The sequence below is a fragment of the Kitasatospora sp. NPDC101108 genome (assembly GCF_055584725.1).
Genome location: NZ_JBVJLM010000004.1, coordinates 463,564 through 485,480, shown reverse-complemented (window position 1 = coordinate 485,480; position 21,917 = coordinate 463,564). Strand labels below are relative to the sequence as shown.

The following is a 21,917-nucleotide window of genomic DNA, read 5'->3' as shown; positions in this document are numbered from 1 at the left end:
TACCCGTGTTACTTTTTACTCATGCGAGTAAAACCTCAGGACGCCGCCGCTTCGGAGAGCGGCCGGAGCTTCATCACCGACGCGCGGCGCGCCCAGATCGTCGCCGCCGCGATCGCCACCGTCGCCGAACTCGGCTACGCCCGCGCCTCGTTCGCGCAGATCGCCAAACGGGCCGAACTCTCCAGCGTGCGGCTGATCTCGTACCACTTCGCCGACAAGGAGGACCTCTTCCAGGCCCTGGTCGACACCGTCCAGGAGCAGGCACGGGTCGCCATGCAGCCGCGCATCCGCGCCCACACCGAGCCGGCAGCGATGCTGGCCGCCTACATCGAGGCGAACCTCGAGTTCCTGGCGGAGCACCCCGTCGAAGTACGGGCGCTGGTGGACGTCCTCGCCAGCGCCCGCCGAGAGGACGGCAGTCCGCTGGTCAGCTCGGCGGGCTTCGACACCCCGGTCGCGCTGCTGGTGCAGCACCTGCGGAACGGCCAGCGCAACGGCGCCTTCCGCCCGTTCGACGCCGAGGCGATGGCCACCGCGATCCGCGCCTCGATCGACGCGGCCGCCAACCGGCTCGCCGTCGGGGACTACTTCGACCCGCGCGCCTACGGGCGCGAGTTGGTGACCCTATTCGGCCTCGCCACCCGGAACTCCCGGAACGAGGGCACGTCGTGACCGTCCACGCCGCTCCCCGCCGGGCCAACACCCTGTTACCGCTACTCCTCGACCTCGTCCTGCCGCTCGGCGTCTACTACGGGCTGCGTCTCGCGGGCGTGGACCAGTGGTGGTCCCTGCTCTGGTCGGCCGCGGTACCGGCGGCCACCATCGTCGTACGACTGGTCCGCACCCGCCGCCTCGACTTCCTCGCCCTGCTGATCCTCAGCATGATCGGGCTAGGACTCGTCCTCTCCACGCTCACCGGCGATCCGCGCACCCTGCTGATCCGCGAGGCCTGGACCGGCATGCTCGGCGGGCTGATCGGCGTCTGGCTGCTCGCCTCCGTCGGCTACGGGCGCCCGGCCCTGATGGTCGTCTTCCGCTCGTTCGTACAGGTCAAGGCAGGTGAGGACGGGCTGCGCGCCTGGGAGGGCCGCTGGCACCAGGACGCCGGCTTCCGGCACGGCCTACGGGTTCTCACCGCGGTGTGGGGTGCGGCCAGCTTGCTCAACGCCCTCGCCCAGCTCGCCTTCGCCTACCTGCTGCCGGTCGACGCCGCCCCGGCGGCCATGCACGCCTGCTGGCCCGTCATCGCCGTACCGCTGTTCCTCTTCCATCTCGCGTACACCAAGCGCCACGGCCTGCGGGCCTGACCGAACGGGACCTTCCCTTGACCACCACAGCCTCCTTCGACCGCTTACGGCTCTTCCCCGAGCCCAACCTCGATCTCCAGACCCGTACCGCGCTCGGTGCCACCGCCTACCGGGCCGCCGAGGCCGGGGAGGTCCTGGCCGCCGTCGACCGCATCAACCGGGCCGGGCTGTCCGGCCGCAGCTACCACGATGGGTTCCTCGCCCTCGGCCGCCGCACCGCCGCCGCCGCGGAATCCGCCCTCCGTTCCGGCCGTCCCGTTGCTGCCAGGGACGGCTACCTGCGGGCCGCCAAGTACTTCTCCCTGGCACTGTTCTCCGTCCTCGGCAGCGCCCGGCCCGCCGACGAGCCGGCCGTCTTCGCCGAGATGCAGGCCTGCTGGCACCGGGCCGGCGAACTCCTCGACCCGCCCGTGCAGCGGCTCCGCATCCCGTACCAGGACCATGAGGACCGTACGGACCACAAGCACCACGAGGTCCTCGGGCTGCCCGCGTACCTCCTCACCCCTCCGGGCCGGCCCCGGCACCGACCCACCGTCGTCCTGGTCAACGGCAGCGACGCGCAGAGCATCGACCTCTACGCCTTCGGCGCCTGCGCCGCGGTCGAACGCGGCTGGAACGCGCTGATCCTGGAAGGCCCCGGCCAGGGCAGCCTGCTCTTCGAGCACGCCATCCCGTTCCGCCCGGACTGGGAACACGTCGTCCGCCCGGTCGTCGATCACCTCCTCTCGCCTCCGCTGTCCGCCTTGGTCGACCCCGACCGCATCGCACTGGTCGGCTGGAGCATGAGCGGCATCCTCGCCATCCGCGCCGCCGCCTTCGAACCCCGAATCGCCGCCGCGGTCGCCGACCCCGGCGCCGTCGACAACTGGCTCGCCTGGCCCGAGGTCTGGCGCCGACTCGCCGACGGTCCCGACCGCGACACCGTCAACCGCCACTGGCAGCAGTCCGTCCTCCCCGAGCTCGGCCCCCGCCACCCCGCTGCTCGCCAAACGCGCCCAGATCTTCGGCCCCCGGTTCCTCCACGACGCGCGCGCCGGCCGGGCACCGCAGGACCTCTGGCAACTCGCCCGCACCATCTGCCGGTTCCGCTGCGACGACGTGGCCCACCTGGTCAGCTGCCCGACCCTGGTCCTCGGCTACGAAACCGAGAGCCTCGTCCCCGGCCAGGACCGCCGGTTGTACGACCTCCTCCGCTGTCCCAAACAGCACACCGTCCTCACCACGGCCCAGGGCGCCGGCGACCACTGCGCGCCCATGGCACCGCAGCTGCGGAACACCGTCGTCCTCGACTGGCTGGAGCGGACCCTAGCCTGACCGTACGTACTCCCCAGCGGCCGGTGCCGTCCCCGGGTGGGCGGGCGGGGACAGGACCGGCCCGGACTCGCTCGTACGCCCGGTTCGGGCAGTCCCTGACCACACTCCCATCGATCAGGGGACCAGGTTGGTCCCTCACGCCCCGGCCAGGGTCCGGCGTCACGTCCGCAGGGGCCATCATCCGCCAAGGCTTCGGCTTCCGCTCCGCCGACGCCGTCATCGCCCTCGTCATGCTCTGCCTCGGCGGCAACCGCCCGGCCCTGCCCCACCGCCAAGTCACATGACCCGACCCACAGGTCCAGCACAAGAGCCAGAAAACAGCGCAGAGCCTCCGGCGATAGCGGGGCCCTGACGACCCATCGAAAGGCTAGGAGGTGTCGCCTACGGCGCCACCGAAAAAAAGGGCCGGTCCGGTATTCGCGGTGGGGCCTGGCGGCCGGCGCCGAGGCGGTCCCGGCGGCTCCCAGGCCCTCTCCAGACGGCGCACCCGCCGCCGGACGGCGGCCTGACGGCCACCCGCACCCCGCCGCCGGGCACCGAGCCGGTAGGACGGCGGAAAGGACGGCGGCGGGGCGGCCCGGCGGGCGGCCGCGGGGATCCGGCTGTCGACGACTCCATGCCACACGCGAGGCATCAACCGACGACATCGACCAGGCTCAGCGACCCAAGCGACCCGGACGGCGGCCTGGTGGCCCCGGACCCCCGGACGGCGGCGAGGACGGCGGCCGGGGAAACGCCCATCCATGGCGCGCGCGAGGCACCCAACACTCGCCGGCGGGGCTCCACCGACGGCGGCCCGGGCGGGAGCCGCAGGACGGCCCACCACCGGCCGTCCCGTCCTGGACCCGCTCCGCGGGTCTGGCCTTCGGCCAGGACGCCACCCCGCGCCCCAGGCGCGGGGGTGCGGCATCAGGAGCTACATCAGGAGTCCGGGAAGGGCCGTTCCCGGGGCTGGGCCTCCCGCCTGGGCCGGTGTGTGTCAGGGCACGGTGGACGCCGCGTCAGGGGTCTGTCCGTAGGCCAGCGGCACGGACACGTCATTGCCCCCGGCCTGGTGGGGCTGACCGGGGGCAATGACTCGTTGTCGTGACCGTGTCCTAGGGCACGTATTCGGTCGTGATCAATGGGTCTGGATGAGGTCCTTGATCCAGATCATCGCGCCACGAAGGTGGAGGCCGGCGAGGTAGCTTTCCGGGGTCTTGTCATACCGGGTGGCGATGCCTCGCCATGCCTTCAGCTTGTTGATCAAGCGCTCGACAGTGTTGCGTTCCTTATAGAGCTCGGCGTCGTGGCTGACCGGCCGGCCGCCCCGGCGGCCCTTCTTCCTCCGGTTGGAGCTCTGGTCCTTCTTTTCTGGGATGACCGCCTTGATGTGGCGCTTGCGCAGGTGGGCACGGTTGCCGCGGGATGAGTAGGCTTTGTCACCGGCGACCGCGTCCGGCCGGGTGCGGGGACGGCCGACGGGCCCGCGGACCCGGACCTTCTTCAGCACGGGGATGAACTGCGGGCTGTCCGCGGCCTGGCCCTCGGTCAGCATGAGGGCCAGTGGGCGGCATTTGCGGTCGCCTGCGCAATGGATCTTGCTGGTCTGCCCGCCCCTGGAGCGTCCGAGCAGGGCTGCCTTCAGGCGGAGCTTGCGCCGACGCCGGATGCGTCGCCGTTCTTCCCATTTCGGGTCGTCTGGGGCGTCCGGCCCGTCTTGTTCCTCCGGGCCGCCCCCTTTTGCCGAGCCTTCTCCGCCTCGTCGGCGGCCTTCTCCAGGGCGGCCATGGTGTCGGTGTCGAGGTGCATTCCGGCGGCGTCGTGGTGAGCCCGCACGGTGGTGGAGTCCACGCTGACCAGGGACAAGTCCGTCTCGCCGCGCTTCGCGGCTTCCGCGATCAGGCCCTCCATCAGGGCTTCGAATACGCCGGCGTCCCTCCACTGCCGGAACCGATTGGAGACGGTCGACCAAGCACCGAACTCCTTCGGCATCTCCCGCCACTGCCCGCCCGTCCGGAATCGCCAGATCACGCCCTCGAACTGCTGCCGCAGCCGCTCCGGGTAGGGGCCGTACTCGCCGATCGGCAAGTACGGCTCGATCAACGCCCACTCCGCATCCGTCAGTTGCGCTCGCGTCACGCACTACGGTCTACCGGATCACGACCCGCCCTGAAGGTGAATCGCGCAGATTGATCACGACGAATACGTGCCCTAGAGGTTGAACAGACGGGTGTCGCCCGTGTACGTCTTGCCGAAGGCGGTAAGAGTGAACTTCGCCCAGACCTCGTTGTTGTTCTTGAGGTAGGTGGTGGAAGTCCCAGACACGATGCCCCGCATGTCGAACGTCGTGGTGAGCCCGTCCTTGAGGTTGCCCTTGGCCGTGCCCAGGTTGGTCCGTCCGACCATGGGGAGCTTTGCGTAGAGGGTCTGGGTGGCGTCGTGCGTCTTCGGGTCGATGGTCAGGTCGCCTCCGAGTGTCACGGGACCCGCCGGAACCTCCCACGCCGTGGCCTGCTTGCCGTCCGACTGCTCGGAGATCGTCGCGAACGTGTGGTAGTCGCCCTCGGTGTTGTGGACGATCTTGGGCTGGTTGAGCACGGCGTCAGACATGGGTCTTCCTTCGGTCGGCGGGTGAGGTTCCAGCTTGGACGGGAAGAGACGACATCCGACGTCATGATCAGCGACGCTCACTCGAACGAGGGACGGGTGGCCGCGCAGAGCCCCAGACCATCCCGTGGCGGGTTCGTTCCATTCTCATGTGACTCACCGCGAGCTGAGGGTCTGACCTGCAAAAACGAGCCGACCCTAAGGGCTGTCCCGTAATTGATCTTCGAAAGGGATCGAGGCAAGGTTGCTGTGACCGCCCGGCGAACTCCCTACGCGCCCTGGAGCAGGTTGTGCAGGCGGGCGATGCCAAGAATCGCGTGATGGACTCCGTCGCCCTTGAGCCGGCAGTCGCGCAGGATCTTCCAGGTCTTCATGCGGGCGAATACGTGCTCGACGCGGGCGCGGACCTGCTTGTGCTCACGGTTGTGCTCGGCTTGCCACTCCGTCAGCTCGCCACCGCGCGGCCTGCGGTGCGGTATGACCAGGCCGGTGCCCGGGTAGCCGCCGTCTGCGATCGTGGTTGTCCTGCCGACGGCGGCCTTGGCGCCGGACTCCTCCCAGGCCTTGCAGTCGTTGCGGTTGCCAGGGAGGGGCTTGCCGATAGCCACGACCAGGCGGGTGTGGGCGTCGACGACGACCTGGTGGTTGGTGGAGTACCTGTAGTTCTTGGACTGCTCGGCGATGCTGTGGTCGCGGGTGGGCACCAGGGTGCCGTCGACGATCAGCACGGTGTCCTTGCGGAACCGCTGCCGGGGCTTGAGCGCCAGCAGCGGGCCGACATGGTCGATGATCCGGTCGGCCGCCGACTTGGAGACCCCGAACAGCGGGGCCAGCTGCCGCAGTGTCAGGTTCGTTCGCCAGTAGGCCGCGACCAGCAACACCCGGTCCTCCAAGGGCAGGCTCCACGGTCGACCGGGCCGCACCGTGTCGGCGCCCTCGCGACGCAGTACCGTCATCAGCTTGCGGAAGTCGTGCGGGCTCAGCCCGGTGAACGGGGCTATCCAAGACGACTCTGACGCCGTGATCACACCAGCCACAACAAGATCATCTCACCGTAGGTCGGCAGCCTGTGCGACGAGGAAATGCACTGGGCCTTCACATCATTGGCCGGTACTGTGCGGAAACGATCTCAGGGGGTGGGCTGATGCGGCCGGTGCTGCTGGTGGACGTCGACGGACCGCTGAATCCGTACGCGGCAAAGCCGTATAGGCGTCCCGAGGGCTACGGGACACACCGGCTGCTGACACCGCGGTGGGAGGCGGCCGAGCGGCGTCGGCTCACCGCGTGGGGGCTGCCCAACAAACCGGTCAAGCCGCTGCGGGTCTGGCTGAACCCTGACCATGGGCCGGCGCTGGCCAAGCTCCCCTATGACCTTGTCTGGGCGACGACATGGGAAGAGGAGGCCAATGACTTCCTTGCGCCCCTGCTGCGGCTGCCCGAGATGCCATTCATCGCCTGGTCAGAACCTCGGCCCCAGCCGGAAGGCGGCGTGTTCTGGAAGACACCAGAGATCATCGCGTGGGCCCAAGGCCGTCCGTTCGCTTGGGTCGACGACCAGATCACCGATGCGGACCGCGCGTGGGCCCAAGCGCACCATGATGGCCCAGCCCTCCTGCATCAGGTGGATCCCCGGACTGGGCTGACTGCCGCCGACTTCGCCACCCTGTCGGACTGGGCGACCAACCTGCGCTGACACCGACGGATCACGTGGCGCGGACAGCCTCACGGTCACGTGATCGTTACGGGACAACCCTTAGATAAACCGCGCCAGTGATAGGGCGCGTGCGCTTACCGTCAACCACCGGCAGACCAGGGCCAGCCGGGGCGGGCCCCGTGTCCCGCGTTCGCCGGCTTCGTTGGCCCGGTCATGATTCGTACCCACCACTGCCTGCCGGCCGTCGCCGCCCTCGCCGGCTTGGTCCTCGCCGCCCCGCCCGCGTTCGCCAACACCACCACGCTGACCAACGCCAGCGCCAACCAGAACGTCAGCACCGCCCAGGGCGACACGCTCCGGGTGAACCTCACCGTCCAGGAGCAGGCCGGACTGCGCTGGGAGTGGCGGGTGCCCACGTCCTCGAACGCCGACATCCTGCACCGCACCAGCGGTAGGACCATGTCCAACGGCGACGTCACCGCGACCTTCGACGCCCTCGACCCCGCAACGGCCACCATCACCGCCCAGGCCACCTGCAAGCCCGTCAAGGCCGGCGCCAAGTGCCCCTCGACCACCAAGCAGTGGAAGGTCACCGTCCAGATCCACTCCTGAACCGAACCATCCACCGAAGGGCGGGGCGCGCACCGCCCCTGACCCACTCTCACGCGCCCCCGCCCGGCCGGGTCAGGGCCGGTAGCCAGTCCGGCGCGCACCGCGGCGGCGGGCTCGGAGGGCCCGAGGGTCTGTCAGAACTGGCTGCGGCGGGCCTTGGCGGGCGGGCCGCTGCGGCTCGCTACCGCGCAGCGCGACGGCTGCGGTGCGGGTGCGCTCCAGCCGGCTCATAACCTGGCGCAGCGTGGCGGGGTCGAGGTGGCGGGTGAGGTCGCGGACGGCCTGGTGGTCGTCGTCGGTCAGGTTGTGGAGGCCGGCGCGGTTGAGGGCGGTGTAGAGCGGTTCGGCGGCTCGGCCAGCCAGGCGGCGGTGGGCGACGTCGGTGGTCTGGCGGGCCTGGTGGGCGGCCTCGCGGGCGCATGCGGCGACGTCCTGCTGGTGGCGCTCACGGCGCAGCGCGTGCTGGAGGGCGGTGTCGTGGTCGGGGTCATAGCGCTCGGCGCGGGTGGCGGCGGTGTGGTCGTGGATGCGCTGCCACTCGGCGCAGGTGTCGGCCGCGGTGACGAAGGCGCTCTCGTGGCCAGCGTCGGCGTGCCGGTCGGCGCAGCGTTCCTCGAACCGGGCCTGCTCCAGGGCCTGCTGGATGTTCTCCAGGGTCATCCCGGCCGCCTGGCGGCGGACCCGGCTGCGGACGGCGCCGAGCAGTCCGTGCTCGCGGTCGTCGGGCTCGCCCTCGCCCTCCTCGTGATCCCCTGCGCCCGGCGCAGCAGGTGGCTCGGCCTGGATGACCAATCCTGCGCGCGCTCGTTGACCGGGGCGTGAAGAAGATCGCTACCGCCTGCCTGGCCGGGCTGCTGCTGGCCGTCGCCGTCCCCCACTGCGCCGACGCCGCGTCCGTGGACCAGACGTACAAGGCCCGCGGGCACGGGCCCGGCGCCTGCCCATCCGACGCGTTCTGCCTCTACGAACGGGAGGACTACAACGGCAACAAGAACGGGGACATCTGGGTGTACAAGCGAAGGACGGAATCCCGCACCTGGGTTCACCTGACGAAGGACAACGGCGAGGACTTCGGCCGCTCCGCCATCGCCAGGGACCGGGACGTCCCCGCGATCAGGCTCTACCCCAGCGCGTGCAGGGACACGGGCACGAAGTACCGCGACTGGGAGTACGTCGTGTTCTTCCCCGGCTCAACGAGCTCGGACCACCCGGACCGATACCCCGACCTCAACGGCGTTCGCGGCATCCGTCACTACGAAGGCGACCCGGCGGACGTCGTCTACGTGCGCGACCTGAACCTCAACAACCGGGCCGGCTGCATCGAGTTCATGTAGCTCACCGGGTGGGCCGCCGACAGCGGCGCCCCTCACACCCCGCACAAGACGCCGACCACCTGGTGGTGACCGGCGCCTTGTGGCTGGTCAGAACCTGCGGCGCCCTCTGGTCACGGCCGTTCCTCCTCGACGCGCACGATCCGGTACAGGCCGTCGCCGTAGAGGTGGCCGTCGTGCTTCTTCCTGGTCAGGCGTACCGGGTCCTCGACCGAGGTGGCGTAGGCGTGCGTGACGATCACGGAGACCCCGGGGTGTGCCTGGTCCACCCGTGAGCTGGTAGTTCCACCGCTTCCGGTCAGGGTCGTTGTGCTCGTCCGTCGGGTCGAGGCGCAGGGCGTCGGCGGACATCTTCCGGAGCAGGAGGAGGGGGCGGTCGGCGGTGCCGGGCGGGGTGGGTCGGCGCAGTTCTCCGGTGCGCGGGTCGAGGTCGTCGCGCCACTGGCTGGCGGCCGGGCGCAGGCTGTTGACGCGTCCTTCGGGCAGCAGGGCGGTGTTGAGCTTGAGGCGGCGCAGGGCGTCGTAGAGGGGGTCGAGGTCGGTGGGGGTCCACAGGACGACGGTGCGCTCTGCGAGGAGGTTGGTGAGGTAGTCGAGGGTGGGGGCGGGGTTGATGGCGTGGTCGGGGGCTCCGGGGCTCCGGGGGTGCGGGGGCCGGTCAGGCGCACGGTACGGTCGTAGAGGGTGGCGCCGGTGCGGTCGAGGACGGTGAGGCGGGCGGCGGCCGGCGGCCGGGGCGTTCCGGCGGCGGTGGGCTCGCCGGGGGTGTAGTCGATCTGGAGGACGGCCAGGCGCTCGTCGGCCAGGAGTCGGGCGGCGGTCTCGGCGACGTCCTGGGCCGCGGCGCGGGCCTCGGCCTGGCGGGTGCGCAGGCGGGTGATGTGGGCGCAGGTGCCGCACAGGGCCCGGCCGTCGGCCGCCGGGGTGCACGGCGTGTCGGGGTGGGCGCCGCAGTCCTCGCAGGTACGGGTGTTGGTGGTGCGGCGCGCGCCGGCCGCGAGGAGCTGCGCGGCGGTGGCCGCGGTCGGGACGGACTCGCGCACGTCGTACAGGTCGAACTCGTCCATGCGTCCGGTGCCGGGGTTGCGGGTCTTGATGGTGGCGCGGACCGGGCCGGCCGCCTGGCGCGGCAGGTCCAGCGCGGCGAGCTGGGTCGTGGTGCGCAGATGGTCGAGGACCTCGCCCCACCAGGTGTAGGACGGCACCGGCTTCACAACTTCTGGCATGTTGGTGCCTCCCCTTTTCTCGGCTGAGCGGTTCAACGCGGCCGCCACCGGGTGGTGGCGGGTGGTGGGCGGTCAGCGCCTCCACGGCTCGGTGGTCGGCGTGGGCGGCGCGGCGGGGGTGAGCGACTGGTCGGCGCAGCGGGTGATCTGGTGGTGGCGTACACCGCACTCGGGGCCGCGGTCGAAGGCGACGACGTACGGGAACGGGGTCGGGTAGCGGCGGACCCGGGTGATGACGCCGAGGGTGCCGGCCGGGACGTCCACACGGACGCGGGCGTCCTCCTCCCAGTACTCCTCGGCCGCCAGGTCCTCGTCGATCCACGACGCGCGCACCGGCTCCAGCAGCTCGACCCGGTCCCCCTCCTCCAGGCGCACGCGGCTGGTGCGGACCTGGGCCTGGTAAGCCGTCCCGAATCGCTGCCGCGCTGGTTCCCACCGCCCGCGAAGCAATAGCGTCGAGCCCATGATCGTATGGCTCAACGGCACACACGGCGCAGGCAAAACGACGACCAGCGCACTCGTGCAGCAGCTGATCCCGGATTCACGGGTGTTCGACGCCGAGAAGGTCGGCGAGACGCTCATGGACATCACGCCAGGGCTGCCCGTGACGGACAACTTCCAGCACTGGCCGCCGTGGCGGCCACTCGTAGTCGAGACCGCTCGCCTCGTGCTCGACTACACCGGCGGCACTCTGGTGATGCCCATGACTGTCCTGGTCGAGCAGTACTGGCGCGAGATCAGCACGGGCCTCGCCCAACATGACATTCCAGTACGGCACTTCGTACTCCACGCCGAACAGGACACCCTCCGCGGACGCATCGCGGGGGACACTGTTGTCGGCCCCAACTCTCCGTTCCGCCTCAAGTATCTCGAGCCCTACGCCGAGGCGGCCCGCACGTGGCTGCACGCCGAGGCTGAGGTCGTCGACACCACGCACCTCACGCCCGCCCAGGCAGCACTGCAGATCGCACAGGCGGTCAAGAGCTGAGCGACTGCGTTACTCAAGCAAGGCCGGTGTCGTGCCGCTCGATGTCCAACCGGTGATTCGTAACCAGGTGCAACGCGGGGGTGCAAAAAACGACCCCAAGGCCAAACCCCTGTGCGTTATCGCAGGTCATGGGTGCAACGCTGTCATTGCGTTGCACCTGTGTTGCACCCCGTCGGTGGACGTATTGCAGCGTCAGCTCGGCTGGCGGACGAGGCTGGCGGCGTCGATCAGGCCCTGGTCCAGGGCCTGGCGAACGAGCAGGGCGGCGTCATCACCGGTATCACCGCGGCCGCCAACCCCAACCAGCAGGCCGCCGTCCTCTCCCGCCCCGACCCCGACGGCCGGCTGCGCGCGGTCGGCGTGAGCCTTCCCCTCACACCCGAGCTGCGGCGCGAACTCGCACCCCAGCTGCGCCCTGCCGCCGATGGACAGCTCGCCGAGCTTCCCGGCACCGTCGGAGGACTGCCCGGCAGCCCACCCGTCTCCTACCTGCCCGTCGTCCCCGAGGTCGTCGTCGAGATCCTCGTCGACCAGGACCGCCCCGAGTTCGGGCGCTACCGTCACCGGCCCCGGAACGTCCGTGTCCGGGCCGACCTGACAGTCGACCAACTCACGAGACGGTCTACCTAGCTTTTTCCCACATCGGAAACCGGTGGCTGGTAAGAGCGTGTCGCCCTTACATTCCCGCCGGAGCAGGTCGAACCGTATTGGGCCCGACCGTCGGCCGTCCACCAGGCCCTGAGCGCCGTGGACCCTGAGGCCTCAGTTGCACCTCCGGGCTGGCGCGATGCCAGGTTGCCAGGAAAGGCACCCGGCTGGCGAAGGTCACCGTCCGTCAGCGAAACGGCAAACCCATCACCCCAAAGAGCTGATGCCGGTATCTTGCCGACCATCCCCGGCGTCAGCCCGCATGTGGACCAAACAGGCTCGTGCCGAGGGCGCCGAAACGATCTCCGGACCGACTATGGTCATGCAGAGGGGGCGTCCGTGCACGGCGGACAGAGCAGCAGCGCGAAGCAGCGCCAGTCGTTGTTCAAGGCAGTTCTGGGCAACGAGGTCGAGATTCTGCCTGGCTCTCTCAACGCGGTCGTGACGCGCTTCGACGGCGGGGGCGTCCTGCTCGCCATACGCGGTGACACGACTCTGGCGATCGAACTGCGCGTCCGCCCGGACCGGGCTGAGTTCGTTGCGGACATCCGTGGCCTACGCATGCGCGAGCATGACCTCGCGCGCGCCATGGGCCAGTCCCTGGAGTGGGGGGTGGGCGTCTATGGCTACTGGAACGGCCCTTACCGGCCGGAGCCCTGGGAGCGGACGAACTGTCTCGTCAGCATCGTCAACCGCCAGGACGCCTTACCTTGGGGCACATGGGGCGGAGTCGCGTCGATGGCAGGCGCACCGCCTGTGGTGTGGGCCGACCGAGCGGTGGAGCTGTTCACCCGGCATATCGCCGCGCCGTTTCGCCGTGCTGGATACACAAATCGGTTGCAGGGCGTCCTGCGCCGCGAGGCGGCGCGACGCGGCGGTGAGGCGCCGAGATTGGCTTCCGCGCCAGAAGAGCAACCCCCGGCGAATCCGCAGGTCAGGGCGCCGATCCCAACTCAAGCGACTGCCGCAGCACTCATCGAGACAGCGGCCCACCTGGGGCCTCAGGCTCCATCTGGCCCGCTTCCCGGTACCGCGCCCGCACCGGCCCCTACCCGTTCCGTTAAAGCCGTGCCGCCTGGCCAGTACCGGGAGCGCGTGCACGTTCTGGAGGGTCGCCGTGCCGGCGGGAAGGCTGTGACCCACGGCACCCGACCCCGGCGCAGCCGCTTGGCCAAGGCGCTCGTGTTGGCTCGTTGCGGCGGATGGTGCGAGAACCCGCGCTGCGCGAGCCCCGAGTTCCGCGAGGTTACGCCCTCAGGCAAGCCGGTCCTGCAGGTCGACCACGTCCACGAACTCGCCGATGGTGGCGAGGACCACCCCAGAAACATGGTCGCGCTGTGCCCGAATTGCCATGCGGTCAAGACGGTGGGTGCGCGCGCCGACGAGCTGCGGGAGCAGCTGTCTACAGTCGCGCATGACCGGCATACTGCCGCGATGAGTGAGTGAGCTGTCGCGCAAGGCGGGCCGGGTTAGTACTGCAACGGTGCTTACCGTAACGGTTATTGGGTTCACTCGTTGGACCGTTCATGGGTGGGGACATATCCGAGGTCGATGCTCGTCGCTGGTCGGCCGGGCTGGCCGGACTGCATGAGCGGTTTGCTCACCGGTTCGCGCGGAGCGAGTCGAGGGAGTCGGCGCTGGCCTACATCCAGGGCCTACTGGCGCCATTGGACCGCAAGAACGGGTGGACGGTGGCCGAGGAGGCCGGTCACGGCGGCCCGGACCGGATCCAGCGGCTGCTGAACCGGATCGACTGGGACGCCGACGGGGTGCTCGACGACGTGCGTGAGTATGTCGTCGAGCACCTGGCGGATCCTGGCGGCGTGCTGATCGTGGACGACACCGGCTTCCTGAAGAAGGGCGAGCGGTCGGCCGGCGTCCAGCGGCAGTACTCCGGCACTGCTGGTCGGACCGAGAACTGCCAGGTCGGAGTCTTCCTTGCCTACTCCAGCGAGCTGGGCCGAACCTTGATCGACCGGGCGCTCTACCTGCCGACGTCCTGGACGGACGACCGCGTTCGGTGCCGGGCGGCGGGGATCGGCGACGAGGTCGAGTTCGCCACCAAGGTCCAGCTCGCACGGGCGATGGTCCGCCGCGCGATCGACGACCGGATCCCGTTCCGCTGGGTGACCGCAGACGCCGGCTACGGCTACAGCAAGGGCTGGCGCCACGAACTCGAGCAGGCCGACGTCTTCCACGTCGTGGCCACCACCAGCCACGACACCGTCGTCACCTGGCGGGCCATGGACCAGCGTCTGCACGACCTGGTCGCTGACCTGCCCCGGCAGAAGTGGAAGCGCCGCTCCTGCGGCGAGGGCGCCCATGGCCTGCGGATCTACGACTGGGCCCGTGCCGAGGTCCGACCCTTCCACCGCCCCGACCGCAAGCCCTGGGTCCTGGCCCGCCGCAGCATCACCGATCCCACGAAGATCGCCTACTACATCGCCTACGCGCCGGCCGATGCCACGCTCAACGAGCTGATCGCCGTCGCGGGCGCCCGCTGGGCGATCGAAGAGTGCTTCCAGACCGCGAAGGGCCAGTGCGGCCTGGACGACTACCAGGTCCGCCGCCACCCGGGCTGGTACCGGCACATCACTCTCGCGATGGCCGCCCACGCCTACCTCACTGTCGTGCGGGCCCAGCAGCTTCAAAAGGGGCCGGACCTGCTCGAACGCCAGACCTGATAGGGCTCACCCTCCCCGAGATCCGCCGACTGATCACGCGTCTCACCCGACCAGTCCGCCGCAGCATTGACCACGTCCTGCACTGGTCCCGATGGCGCCGCCGACGGCAACACAGGCGCGGACCAGCCACTACAAGAGACGAGGCCACAGCGCAGGAGCTGAGGCCTCGTCGCGGTAAGCACCGTTGCAGTACTAGTCAGGTGATGGCTGGCGGGGCAGGCGGCAAGTTTGGCAACGAGACGTCCGCCCCGCTGGGTCGGTGAGGTGGGCGGTTCAGGCGGTCAGGGCGGGCCGCAGGTGGGCGGCCTTGATCAGCGGGTCGCCGAGCAGCGGGTCTAACAGGCCGCCGGACAGGCCGGCATCCCCCGACGCCGCCCAGTGTGTCGCCCGCAGCGACAAGCCCACCGACGCCAGCACCGAGCCGCCCCCCATCCCCACCATCGCCTGGTGGTGGAACCAACTGCACGCCTGATCACGGAGAAGACGGCTCCACCGTGCCGGCGCCGCGGCCGTCATCCCCGCGAAGGCCGTCCGGGATTTCGGGTGGGCGCGCACGTGTCGTCCATGGCCCTCCTGATGCCACCCCGGCCCCGGCACCGGCCGGTCAGGCGGCCTTGCCGAAGCCGGCGGCTGCCGGGTCCTGGTCGCGCAGCTGGGTGAAGCCGACGTCCAGCTTCGGGTCGTACGCCTCGGGCAGGATGCCGTGCTCGTGCGTGCTGTACTCGCCGAACCGGTCGATGTGCGCGGTCAGGTACGGCGAGAGTGGGCCAGGTACGGCGCCACCAATGCACCTTCCGGTCGGCCGGCTCCCGGTCGGCGAGGGCCGGGTCGTTGTCGCGGACCCTGGTGCGGAACAGCTCGCGGTAGGCGGTGAACTTCGCGGCCACCCGCTCGGGCGCCAGGGTGGAGCGGTCGACCTCGACCTTGTGGACGTAGTTCTGAGCTGACCGTTGACCGATCGGGCCCTGCCCCGGGCCGGCGCCGGGATTGTCACTGGTGTCGGCTTGGATGAGGCCATGTCTGTGTATGAAGTGACCCGCCGGTTGCCGGAGATATCGACTGTTAGGGATCGTTCCCGAGCCATGGCGATGCTGGACGCCATCCTGAGCCCGGGCTGGGACTCGCGGTTCTACTCCTTCGATTCCCGGTGGTCGCCCACCGAGGAGATGGCCTCGATGCGGGACGGCTGCGGAAACGAGTACTCGATCGTCTTCTCTGCAGCTGGGGCGTATGCCCGCGGGTTCGACCACGAGTCGCCGATGAGCCCCTATCGAGACGATCCTCTGGCGCCGTGGCCTGGCCTGGTCGACTCGGTCCCTTCGGTCTTCCGTTCCTGCGTGGAGGAGCCGGCCTTCAGCGAGCCTGATGGGACGCCCCGGGCAACAGTGTGCTTCTGGCGCGAGCAGGCCGACGTCGCCTGGCGATCGGGGGACGTCGAGGTTCCCTCGGAAGGCAGGGAGGATGCCGATGGTGCCGATTGGCTGTTCGACGTCTTGGTGGACGGTCGGCCTGAGGCATACCAGCAGTTCGCCGAGGAGTACTACGAGATCACGGTCGACCTGGTCGCTGTGCGCCATGTCTATGCCCTGCGCCCGCTCTCGCAGAGCGTCGTCTCGTCGCTGAACCCGGATGTGAGCTTGGACGACCTCGCGGAGGACATCGCCCAGATCGGCTATGCCGTCACGGATACGGAGGTTCTGAACTGACCGTATGGCCGCCCAAAAGATGATCCGCGGGCGGTAGGGGCGGGTGCGCTTGTGGGCGATGTTGCGGGTCAGGACGTTGGTGACGTGAGTTGTTGGCAGATCAGCTGGTGAGCAAGTTGTGCCGTCGCGAGCAGGTCCTCGCGAGCCGTGTCGACGTTGGACCGCACTGACAATCCATGCCAGACGGATTGGATGAGCCCGGTCAGGACCGCTGCGTTGGTGCCCGCGGCTAGTTCCCCGTCCTGGACCGCTCGTTCGATGCGCACGAGGAGGGCCTGCTCGTTCGAGCTGTGCAGTTCGGCGACGTAGGCGCTGGTATCGAGCGTGCTCGTGCTGTCGGTCATCACGGCGCTGCTGATGAGACATCCGGGATGCGTGTCGCTTGGCTGGGTGAACTCGTGGACCGAGTCGGTGAGGATGCGTTCGATGACCGTCTGGATGTCCTTCTCGGCGACAGCCTGCTGGTAGATCTCGCGGTAACGCTCGGCGTAGGTCCGCACCGCTTCCTCGAACAGTCCGGCCTTGCTGCCGAAGGCGGCGTAGAGGCTAGAGGTGGAAAGCCCGAGGGCCGCAGTCAAGGTGCGGGTCGAGGTGCCGGAGTAGCCGCGTCGCCAGAAGAGGCGAGCGGCGTCAAGGACCGCACGGTCGCGGTCGAAGGCTCGTGGTCGTCCACGGTTGCGTTCGGTCACGCTTGCATTGTAGATCGTTCGCTCCATAATAGATTTATGGAGCGAACGATTCAGAAGAAGCTGTCGGTCGGCGGGGACAGCTGGGTCACGGTCGATGTGTACGGGGAACCGGATGCCCCGAGCCTCGTCGTCGTCCCGGGCGTGATGAGCGATGCGCATTCGTGGCGCCGTGTTGCGGGCGCCATCGACGCCTGGCCCTCAGTAGTAGTCGTCAACCGCCGGGGACGTATTTCCTCAGGGCCGTTGACCAACTCGTACTCACTGCGGACAGAGGTTGAGGACCTCGGCGTGGTCCTTGACGAGTTCGAGAGCACGAGGGCGCTCTTCGGCTGGAGCTACGGCGGCTTGATCACCTTGCTGACCGCCAACGATCGCCCTATTCCCCAGGTGATCGCCTACGAGCCGGTGATGCAGCCATTCGGTCGCCATGCACTGCCGGACCTGAAGCACGCAGCGGAGACGGCGGACTGGGATCGCTGCGTCGAGATCGTCAATCGGCAGATCTCCGGCTTCTCCGCTGCGCATGTCGAGGACCTTCAGGCCGATCAGCACGGTTGGGCGATCTTGCGTCGCTTGAGCCGACCGCTGTACGCCGAACTCGGCGCGCTCAACGCGGCGCCGCCTCCGGATGTGATGGCGCGGCAGGCAGATCAAGTGGACCTGATCATCGGCCAGTACAACCGCGGAACAGCCCCTTACGGAACGTCGTTCGACAACGTGCGGCGGCACGTCGGTCACGCCAGAGTCCACGAACTCCCCGGCCAGGGCCACCTGGCCCACATTCAGGCGCCGACAGAGCTTGGCCACCTGCTCAACAACCTCGCCGCATCTGATGGGCACCCATGCCAACGCGCCGCTCTCCATTGAGGGCCGCAGGCGACTCGTCGAGCGATGCGTGTCACGTCCGATCGCCCACGTTGCTGCGGGCGACCGCCCTGCGCCTGGGGACCGCGGAGGCCGAGCATCTGGTCGTACTGCTGGGCGATCAGGTCCCACTTGATCGAGCGGGTCAGTGAGCCGCCCAGGGCGGGCCAGCCGGGCGGGTCGTCGTCCGGGCGGTACAGCCGGATGCTGCCGATGTTCTTCAACCGTGGGAGCAGGCGGAAGTTCAGCAGCTCCGTGAAGGCGAATCCGACCACGGAGGCGCCGTGGGTGTCGACGTAGTTGGACGTAGTAGGACTCGATCTCGGCGTCCGTGCAGTGCCGCAGCAGGCCCTCGATCATCGCCGCGACCTCGGACGACGAACAGCTCTTGAGCTGGGAGTAGATGCAGACGTTCTTCCGCTCCACGTGCCAGTAGATCATCACGCCGTTGCCGGAAGCGCGCGGGTTCGCCGATTCCTGGGCGTGAACGGGGCGGAACCCGCGTGTGGTTGGGAGCATAGCGGCCCGGTCGGCCTTGGGTTCCCATCCATCGCCAGAGGGTCGAGCGGCGCTCGGGGTGGGCGGCGGCATGCCGACCAGCGACTGGCTCTTCCTCGGGCGCCGGGCCGGACAGCCTCTGGACCCCGCGACGCTCGGTGGACGCTGGTGCCGCGGAGTCCTATCGCTGGCCCCAGCCGCAAAGTGGCGGTCAGAGACAGGAGTCCAGGGCAACCATCCGGGTGTCAAAACTGGCTGGTATACACACTCGACGCCCCCCGCCAACGGTGCCAGCATCGCCCGTGGCCCATCAACCACCACACGGAGGGCACGCATGCCCAGCCGAGCCCGCAAGAAGATCGCCATCGCTGCCGCAGCCGCTACGCTGCTCACACTCTCGCTCAGCGTGGGAACCGCCGGCGCCAGCACGCCCGAGCCGTTCGCCGACCAGGCCCGCGCCGCGCGTCTCACCCCCGCGCAGAACCGCGCGCTGCACGCCGAGGTGGCCACGTACCTCAAGCGCACCGGCGGCACGCAGACGGCCCTCAACGTGATCACTCTGCCGGGCGAGACGATCCGGGTGGCGATCCCCGGCGAAGCCCACCCGCGTGATTTCGTCAACCACCCCGCCGTCGCGCCCGCCACCGCATCGAGCAGTCCTTGCCTCAACATGACCGGCAGCGGGTACTTCTGCACCTGGAGTGGGACGGAGTACACCGGCAGCGAAGCAGACATGTACTACTGCAAGTCCTACAACATGCCCTTCAACGGCACCGGTTCCTACGATAACGATCAGACTATCGGGGTCAGGGCCAAGTTCTATGGCAAGTACGGGGACTACCTGGGCAGCAGCCAGCCAGCTCTGTACGGGCAGCCCTCGTACAACTGGTACTACGTCTGGACGATCGTCCCCTGCTGACCCACAATCCCCCTGCTTCGGCAGGATGAATGATGGGGCGGAACCCGCGTGCGGTTGGGGGTATAGCGACCCGGTCGGCGTTGCGCCCGGCGCGACTGGAGCTGCATCGCCGTCCTTGAACAGCTCCTGGTCACTCGGCTACCGGTCAGGTTCGCCTGTCGGAGGGCACCGGTTCCGCTGCGCGGGACGCCGTCAGTGAAGCTGCGGCAGTAGCAGGTGGGCGGTGTGCCGGGCGTCCTCGGCCGTGGGCGCCGTGATCTGCACGAGCCTGCTGCCCTGGAGGACGTCGAGCAGGACGAAGTCCCTGGACTCCTCCTGCACGTGGAAGCTGTACGCCGCGTCGGCGAGCCCCGCCTCCGCCACTGGTTGGCCCTTGGTGCGGTCGACGACGTCGCGGAAGGACTGCCTGCCGTAGGAGGCATGGGCAACGCTGACGTAGAGCTCCGCTTCCTGGTAGGCGCACTCGCTCACCTGCTCCTGCAGGATCTCCTTGGCCGGGCCTGGCGAGCGGTGCAGCACGTCCGCGGCCTGGGAGGCGCTCAGCAAGAGGCAGGGATGACTCAGCGGGTCAGGAGCGGGCTCGGGATCGGCGACGCACCCGCTGAGCAGCCAGCCCCCACCGAGTAATACGCCCGCCAAGGCACCGGTCGCACGCCGGAGATCGATCCCCTTCACTTCGCCCCACTCCCCCTGCCGTCGAACTCCCAGGCGCAGCATGCAAGGTAGCTCCTCTCCCGTCAACAAGCCGTGGTGGCGGGCCCGGACGCCCGGGAACGCGGAGCACCGGCGCGGGACACGGGCGCCGCCTGACAGTGAGGATCCATGAGCGGTTGCCGGGACCGCTGTGTCCATGCCCCGGCCGTCAGGTCTGGTGCATGAAGTGGGTGGGCGGGGGTAGCCGGAGGTCGCGGGCAGGGCTGGCGGCGCGCGGGACACCCCCCGGACACCGCGCGCCGCCAGGTGCCCAGTGCCGTCGCCCGGGGCGGGGCGCGAGTGGGGCTTTCGGACCGGCCGTCGACCCTTCGTCCGCCCGGCGTCGACGTCCGGGCAGCGCTGTTCGGCGTCGAGCCGGCCTGACCGGGCGGCCCCGACGGGGAACTGGGGGTCCGCCCCTCCGAAGGGCGGACCCCCAGTTGCCGGAAGCGGCGACGGTACGCGTTCGACTGCGCTTCACCGGGGCACCATGGGGCGCCCGCGATCTTCCTCTGGTCAGGGGTTCACCGTCACGGTGATGCTCTCGGGGCTGCCGCCGTTGCCCTGGTAGACCGAGTCGCCGCTGTAGACGGCCGTGATGACGTGGGGGCCGGTGGTCCGGAAGAAGACGACGCGCCCGGCGGCGGCGCAGTTCCCGAGGTTGAGGACCAGGCGTGCGGTGCCCAGAGTCACTCCGGCGGTGGTGTCGGTGAACGTCACGGTGCCGGTGGGCGGGGTCGTGGCGCCCGTGCCCGCCGGGCAGACCAGGTCGTCGAGGACTACTGGCCGCCCGAGCCGGACCTGCTGGGGGATCGCGATCAGACGGGTGGTCACCGGTTTGCCCGGGGTGGGGTAGCTGATGGTGATGCCTGCGGCGGCGCCGGTCACGGCGGGGCCGGTGCCACCGGCCGGGACGAGGGACGATCCGCCGCCTCCGCCACCAGCGCTCCCGAAGGGGCTGACCTGGGCGTTGAGGCTGCCGCCGCCGCCACCCCCGTAGTAACCGCCGCCGCCCGCGCCGCCAGTGCCGGCGCCGCCGTCGCCGCCGGTGTCCAGGGTGCCGGGCGAGCCGTTCGTGTTGCCGGGGCTGACGCCGCCGGGGCCGCCCTGGGTGGCGGTGCCCGCCCCACCGCCACCTCCCCCGGTGCACATCCCGTTCGCACCCGGCTGGCCGGCGTCCCCACCCTGGCTGCCGCCCGTACACGACGAGCTGAACACCTCACCGGCTCCACCGCCGCCCGCGGCCACGATGAGGCGGGAGTCGCTCGTGGTGAGGGGGATGGTGCGGGGCTGGGTGCGGACGTCGGAGGCCCCGCCTCCACCGCCGCCGAACCGGCTGTTGCCGCCGCCGTTGAAGCCGCCGATGCACGGTGAGAAGGGGTAGCACCCGGAGGGGAGCGTGGGGACGCCACCGACTTCGACGTACAGGGTCTGCCCGCCGGACAGCCCGGTGAGCGTGCCCGAGACCTGGGCACCCCGGCCGCCCGGGGTGGTGTTGACCCCCGACAGGCCGCCGGCCGCGCCGATCGCCGTGACGTCGACCTGGCTGACGCCGTTGGGGACGGTGAACGTCTGCTCGGCGCCGGTGAAGGCGAAGGTGCAGGTGGTGGTGGGGCCGGAGACCGTACAGGTGCCCTGCGCGCGGGCGGGCGCGGACAACGCCACCGGGGCGAGGGCCGCGGCGCCGAACACACCGGCCGCCACGGCCAGCACCCGACCCCGACGGCCGGCAGCGGGCCGATCGACGGCCCCCCACAGTGAGAACGTCACGCTCAACTCCACAAGACGGAAGAAGGACCCGGCGAGGTTTCGCCTTGCGCCACTGTCGATCACGCAACGGGAGGTCAGGGCCCCCACCGAACTGACACACCGTCGGTTCACGCCGACGGACCCGCGGACCACGCCTTCGCCGGCATCCGTGGTGCCGTGGATCATCCGGGCCTCGTCGGAGGCGAGGAAGGCGACGGCGCGGGCGATGTCCTCGGGAGAGCCCGGGGGCTCCGGCCGGAGTCGCCGCGGCCACCCGTTCGCTGACCGGGCGGGCGCTCTCGTTCCCCGGGAGCCGGAGTGACCGCGGGAGCAACGGCGTTGACCGCGAGCACCCTGTCGAGGTGGTCGTCGGACCGCTCCGGCGGGGAAGCGGCGGGACAGACGAACCGCTCCTACCGCCGCCAACTCGCCTACCTCGCCCGACG

23 protein-coding genes and 2 pseudogenes are annotated in these 21,917 nt (G+C 69.8%); 13 read left to right on the top strand and 12 right to left on the bottom strand.

Annotated features, from left to right (window positions below; genetic code table 11):
• The first annotated feature begins 21 nt into the window (after positions 1–21).
• Both ACZ6Z8_RS13170 and ACZ6Z8_RS13165 read left to right on the top strand, forming a co-directional pair.
• Positions 22–672 carry a TetR/AcrR family transcriptional regulator gene (locus ACZ6Z8_RS13170; RefSeq protein WP_465609068.1) on the top strand — a complete coding sequence of 217 codons (651 nt, stop codon included), beginning with the start codon at positions 22–24 and terminating at the stop codon, positions 670–672.
• Positions 669–1,307, top strand: coding sequence for a VC0807 family protein (locus ACZ6Z8_RS13165; protein ID WP_465609066.1), 639 nt, complete (start codon positions 669–671; stop codon positions 1,305–1,307). The genes ACZ6Z8_RS13170 and ACZ6Z8_RS13165 overlap by 4 nt, the downstream gene beginning before the upstream one ends.
• 44 nt (positions 1,308–1,351) lie before the next feature.
• Here the strand turns inward: ACZ6Z8_RS13165 and ACZ6Z8_RS13160 are convergent, their stop codons facing one another.
• A complete protein-coding gene (locus ACZ6Z8_RS13160; RefSeq protein WP_465609064.1) occupies positions 1,352–2,296 on the bottom strand; it encodes a hypothetical protein in 945 nt (314 codons plus the stop codon).
• 109 nt (positions 2,297–2,405) lie between these two features.
• Here ACZ6Z8_RS13160 and ACZ6Z8_RS13155 point away from each other — a divergent pair, with 109 nt between their 5' ends.
• Positions 2,406–2,621 carry a hypothetical protein gene (locus ACZ6Z8_RS13155; protein ID WP_465609062.1) on the top strand — a complete coding sequence of 72 codons (216 nt, stop codon included), beginning with the start codon at positions 2,406–2,408 and terminating at the stop codon, positions 2,619–2,621.
• A 1,120-nt stretch (positions 2,622–3,741) separates the two neighbouring features.
• Here the strand turns inward: ACZ6Z8_RS13155 and ACZ6Z8_RS13150 are convergent.
• The 3 genes and pseudogenes from ACZ6Z8_RS13150 to ACZ6Z8_RS13140 form a co-directional block, all read right to left on the bottom strand.
• Positions 3,742–4,742: pseudogene (locus ACZ6Z8_RS13150) on the bottom strand (IS5 family transposase).
• Between the two features lie 72 nt (positions 4,743–4,814).
• Positions 4,815–5,213 (bottom strand): hypothetical protein, encoded by a 399-nt coding sequence (locus tag ACZ6Z8_RS13145; RefSeq protein WP_465609061.1) that lies wholly within the window; start codon positions 5,211–5,213, stop codon positions 4,815–4,817.
• Between the two features lie 266 nt (positions 5,214–5,479).
• Positions 5,480–6,247, bottom strand: a complete 768-nt coding sequence (locus tag ACZ6Z8_RS13140; RefSeq protein ID WP_465609059.1) for a transposase — start codon at positions 6,245–6,247, stop codon at positions 5,480–5,482.
• A 107-nt stretch (positions 6,248–6,354) separates the two neighbouring features.
• Between ACZ6Z8_RS13140 and ACZ6Z8_RS13135 the strand changes: the two genes are divergently transcribed.
• Both ACZ6Z8_RS13135 and ACZ6Z8_RS13130 read left to right on the top strand, forming a co-directional pair.
• Positions 6,355–6,903, top strand: coding sequence for an HAD domain-containing protein (locus ACZ6Z8_RS13135; protein ID WP_465609057.1), 549 nt, complete (start codon positions 6,355–6,357; stop codon positions 6,901–6,903).
• A gap of 174 nt (positions 6,904–7,077) precedes the next feature.
• On the top strand, positions 7,078–7,476 hold the full coding sequence (locus ACZ6Z8_RS13130) for a hypothetical protein (protein ID WP_465609055.1): 399 nt from the start codon (positions 7,078–7,080) through the stop codon (positions 7,474–7,476).
• A gap of 72 nt (positions 7,477–7,548) precedes the next feature.
• Here ACZ6Z8_RS13130 and ACZ6Z8_RS13125 read toward each other — a convergent pair whose 3' ends face one another.
• Positions 7,549–8,268, bottom strand: coding sequence for a hypothetical protein (locus ACZ6Z8_RS13125; protein ID WP_465609053.1), 720 nt, complete (start codon positions 8,266–8,268; stop codon positions 7,549–7,551).
• A 26-nt stretch (positions 8,269–8,294) separates the two neighbouring features.
• Here ACZ6Z8_RS13125 and ACZ6Z8_RS13120 point away from each other — a divergent pair, with 26 nt between their 5' ends.
• Positions 8,295–8,810 carry a hypothetical protein gene (locus ACZ6Z8_RS13120; protein WP_465609051.1) on the top strand — a complete coding sequence of 172 codons (516 nt, stop codon included), beginning with the start codon at positions 8,295–8,297 and terminating at the stop codon, positions 8,808–8,810.
• A gap of 110 nt (positions 8,811–8,920) precedes the next feature.
• On the opposite strand, the gene ACZ6Z8_RS13115 is transcribed toward ACZ6Z8_RS13120, so the two are convergent.
• On the bottom strand, positions 8,921–10,033 hold the full coding sequence (locus tag ACZ6Z8_RS13115) for a hypothetical protein (RefSeq protein WP_465609049.1): 1,113 nt from the start codon (positions 10,031–10,033) through the stop codon (positions 8,921–8,923).
• Positions 10,034–10,105: 72 nt separating this feature from the next.
• On the bottom strand, positions 10,106–10,408 hold the full coding sequence (locus tag ACZ6Z8_RS13110; RefSeq protein WP_465609048.1) for a hypothetical protein: 303 nt from the start codon (positions 10,406–10,408) through the stop codon (positions 10,106–10,108).
• An 88-nt stretch (positions 10,409–10,496) separates the two neighbouring features.
• Between ACZ6Z8_RS13110 and ACZ6Z8_RS13105 the strand changes: the two genes are divergently transcribed.
• The 4 genes from ACZ6Z8_RS13105 (at position 10,497) to ACZ6Z8_RS13090 (ending at position 14,353) form a co-directional block, all read left to right on the top strand.
• Positions 10,497–11,021: a P-loop nucleotide/nucleoside kinase family protein gene (locus ACZ6Z8_RS13105; RefSeq protein WP_465609046.1), complete on the top strand. Its 525-nt coding sequence runs from the start codon at positions 10,497–10,499 to the stop codon at positions 11,019–11,021.
• Between the two features lie 159 nt (positions 11,022–11,180).
• A complete protein-coding gene (locus ACZ6Z8_RS13100) occupies positions 11,181–11,651 on the top strand; it encodes a hypothetical protein (protein ID WP_465609044.1) in 471 nt (156 codons plus the stop codon).
• Between the two features lie 357 nt (positions 11,652–12,008).
• The gene (locus ACZ6Z8_RS13095; protein WP_465609042.1) at positions 12,009–13,115 is read left to right on the top strand and encodes an HNH endonuclease; all 1,107 of its coding nucleotides are present in this window, start codon (positions 12,009–12,011) and stop codon (positions 13,113–13,115) included.
• 80 nt (positions 13,116–13,195) lie between these two features.
• Positions 13,196–14,353 carry an IS701 family transposase gene (locus tag ACZ6Z8_RS13090; RefSeq protein WP_465609041.1) on the top strand — a complete coding sequence of 386 codons (1,158 nt, stop codon included), beginning with the start codon at positions 13,196–13,198 and terminating at the stop codon, positions 14,351–14,353.
• 273 nt (positions 14,354–14,626) lie between these two features.
• Here the strand turns inward: ACZ6Z8_RS13090 and ACZ6Z8_RS13085 are convergent, their stop codons facing one another.
• Positions 14,627–14,794 carry a hypothetical protein gene (locus ACZ6Z8_RS13085; RefSeq protein ID WP_465609039.1) on the bottom strand — a complete coding sequence of 56 codons (168 nt, stop codon included), beginning with the start codon at positions 14,792–14,794 and terminating at the stop codon, positions 14,627–14,629.
• Positions 14,795–15,369: 575 nt separating this feature from the next.
• Here ACZ6Z8_RS13085 and ACZ6Z8_RS13080 point away from each other — a divergent pair.
• Positions 15,370–16,059, top strand: a complete 690-nt coding sequence (locus ACZ6Z8_RS13080; protein ID WP_465609037.1) for a hypothetical protein — start codon at positions 15,370–15,372, stop codon at positions 16,057–16,059.
• A 68-nt stretch (positions 16,060–16,127) separates the two neighbouring features.
• Here the strand turns inward: ACZ6Z8_RS13080 and ACZ6Z8_RS13075 are convergent, their stop codons facing one another.
• The gene (locus ACZ6Z8_RS13075) at positions 16,128–16,748 is read right to left on the bottom strand and encodes a TetR/AcrR family transcriptional regulator (RefSeq protein ID WP_465609036.1); all 621 of its coding nucleotides are present in this window, start codon (positions 16,746–16,748) and stop codon (positions 16,128–16,130) included.
• Between the two features lie 36 nt (positions 16,749–16,784).
• Here ACZ6Z8_RS13075 and ACZ6Z8_RS13070 point away from each other — a divergent pair, with 36 nt between their 5' ends.
• On the top strand, positions 16,785–17,615 hold the full coding sequence (locus ACZ6Z8_RS13070; protein ID WP_465609035.1) for an alpha/beta fold hydrolase: 831 nt from the start codon (positions 16,785–16,787) through the stop codon (positions 17,613–17,615).
• Between the two features lie 92 nt (positions 17,616–17,707).
• Here the strand turns inward: ACZ6Z8_RS13070 and ACZ6Z8_RS13065 are convergent.
• Positions 17,708–18,074, bottom strand: a pseudogene (locus ACZ6Z8_RS13065) (Tn3 family transposase); the annotation flags it as partial.
• A gap of 370 nt (positions 18,075–18,444) precedes the next feature.
• Here ACZ6Z8_RS13065 and ACZ6Z8_RS13060 point away from each other — a divergent pair.
• Positions 18,445–19,029 carry a hypothetical protein gene (locus ACZ6Z8_RS13060; protein WP_465609033.1) on the top strand — a complete coding sequence of 195 codons (585 nt, stop codon included), beginning with the start codon at positions 18,445–18,447 and terminating at the stop codon, positions 19,027–19,029.
• Positions 19,030–19,221: 192 nt separating this feature from the next.
• Here the strand turns inward: ACZ6Z8_RS13060 and ACZ6Z8_RS13055 are convergent, their stop codons facing one another.
• The gene (locus ACZ6Z8_RS13055) at positions 19,222–19,575 is read right to left on the bottom strand and encodes a hypothetical protein (RefSeq protein ID WP_465609032.1); all 354 of its coding nucleotides are present in this window, start codon (positions 19,573–19,575) and stop codon (positions 19,222–19,224) included.
• A 663-nt stretch (positions 19,576–20,238) separates the two neighbouring features.
• On the bottom strand, positions 20,239–21,492 hold the full coding sequence (locus ACZ6Z8_RS13050) for a glycine-rich protein (protein ID WP_465609030.1): 1,254 nt from the start codon (positions 21,490–21,492) through the stop codon (positions 20,239–20,241).
• Positions 21,493–21,917: the final 425 nt, after the last annotated feature.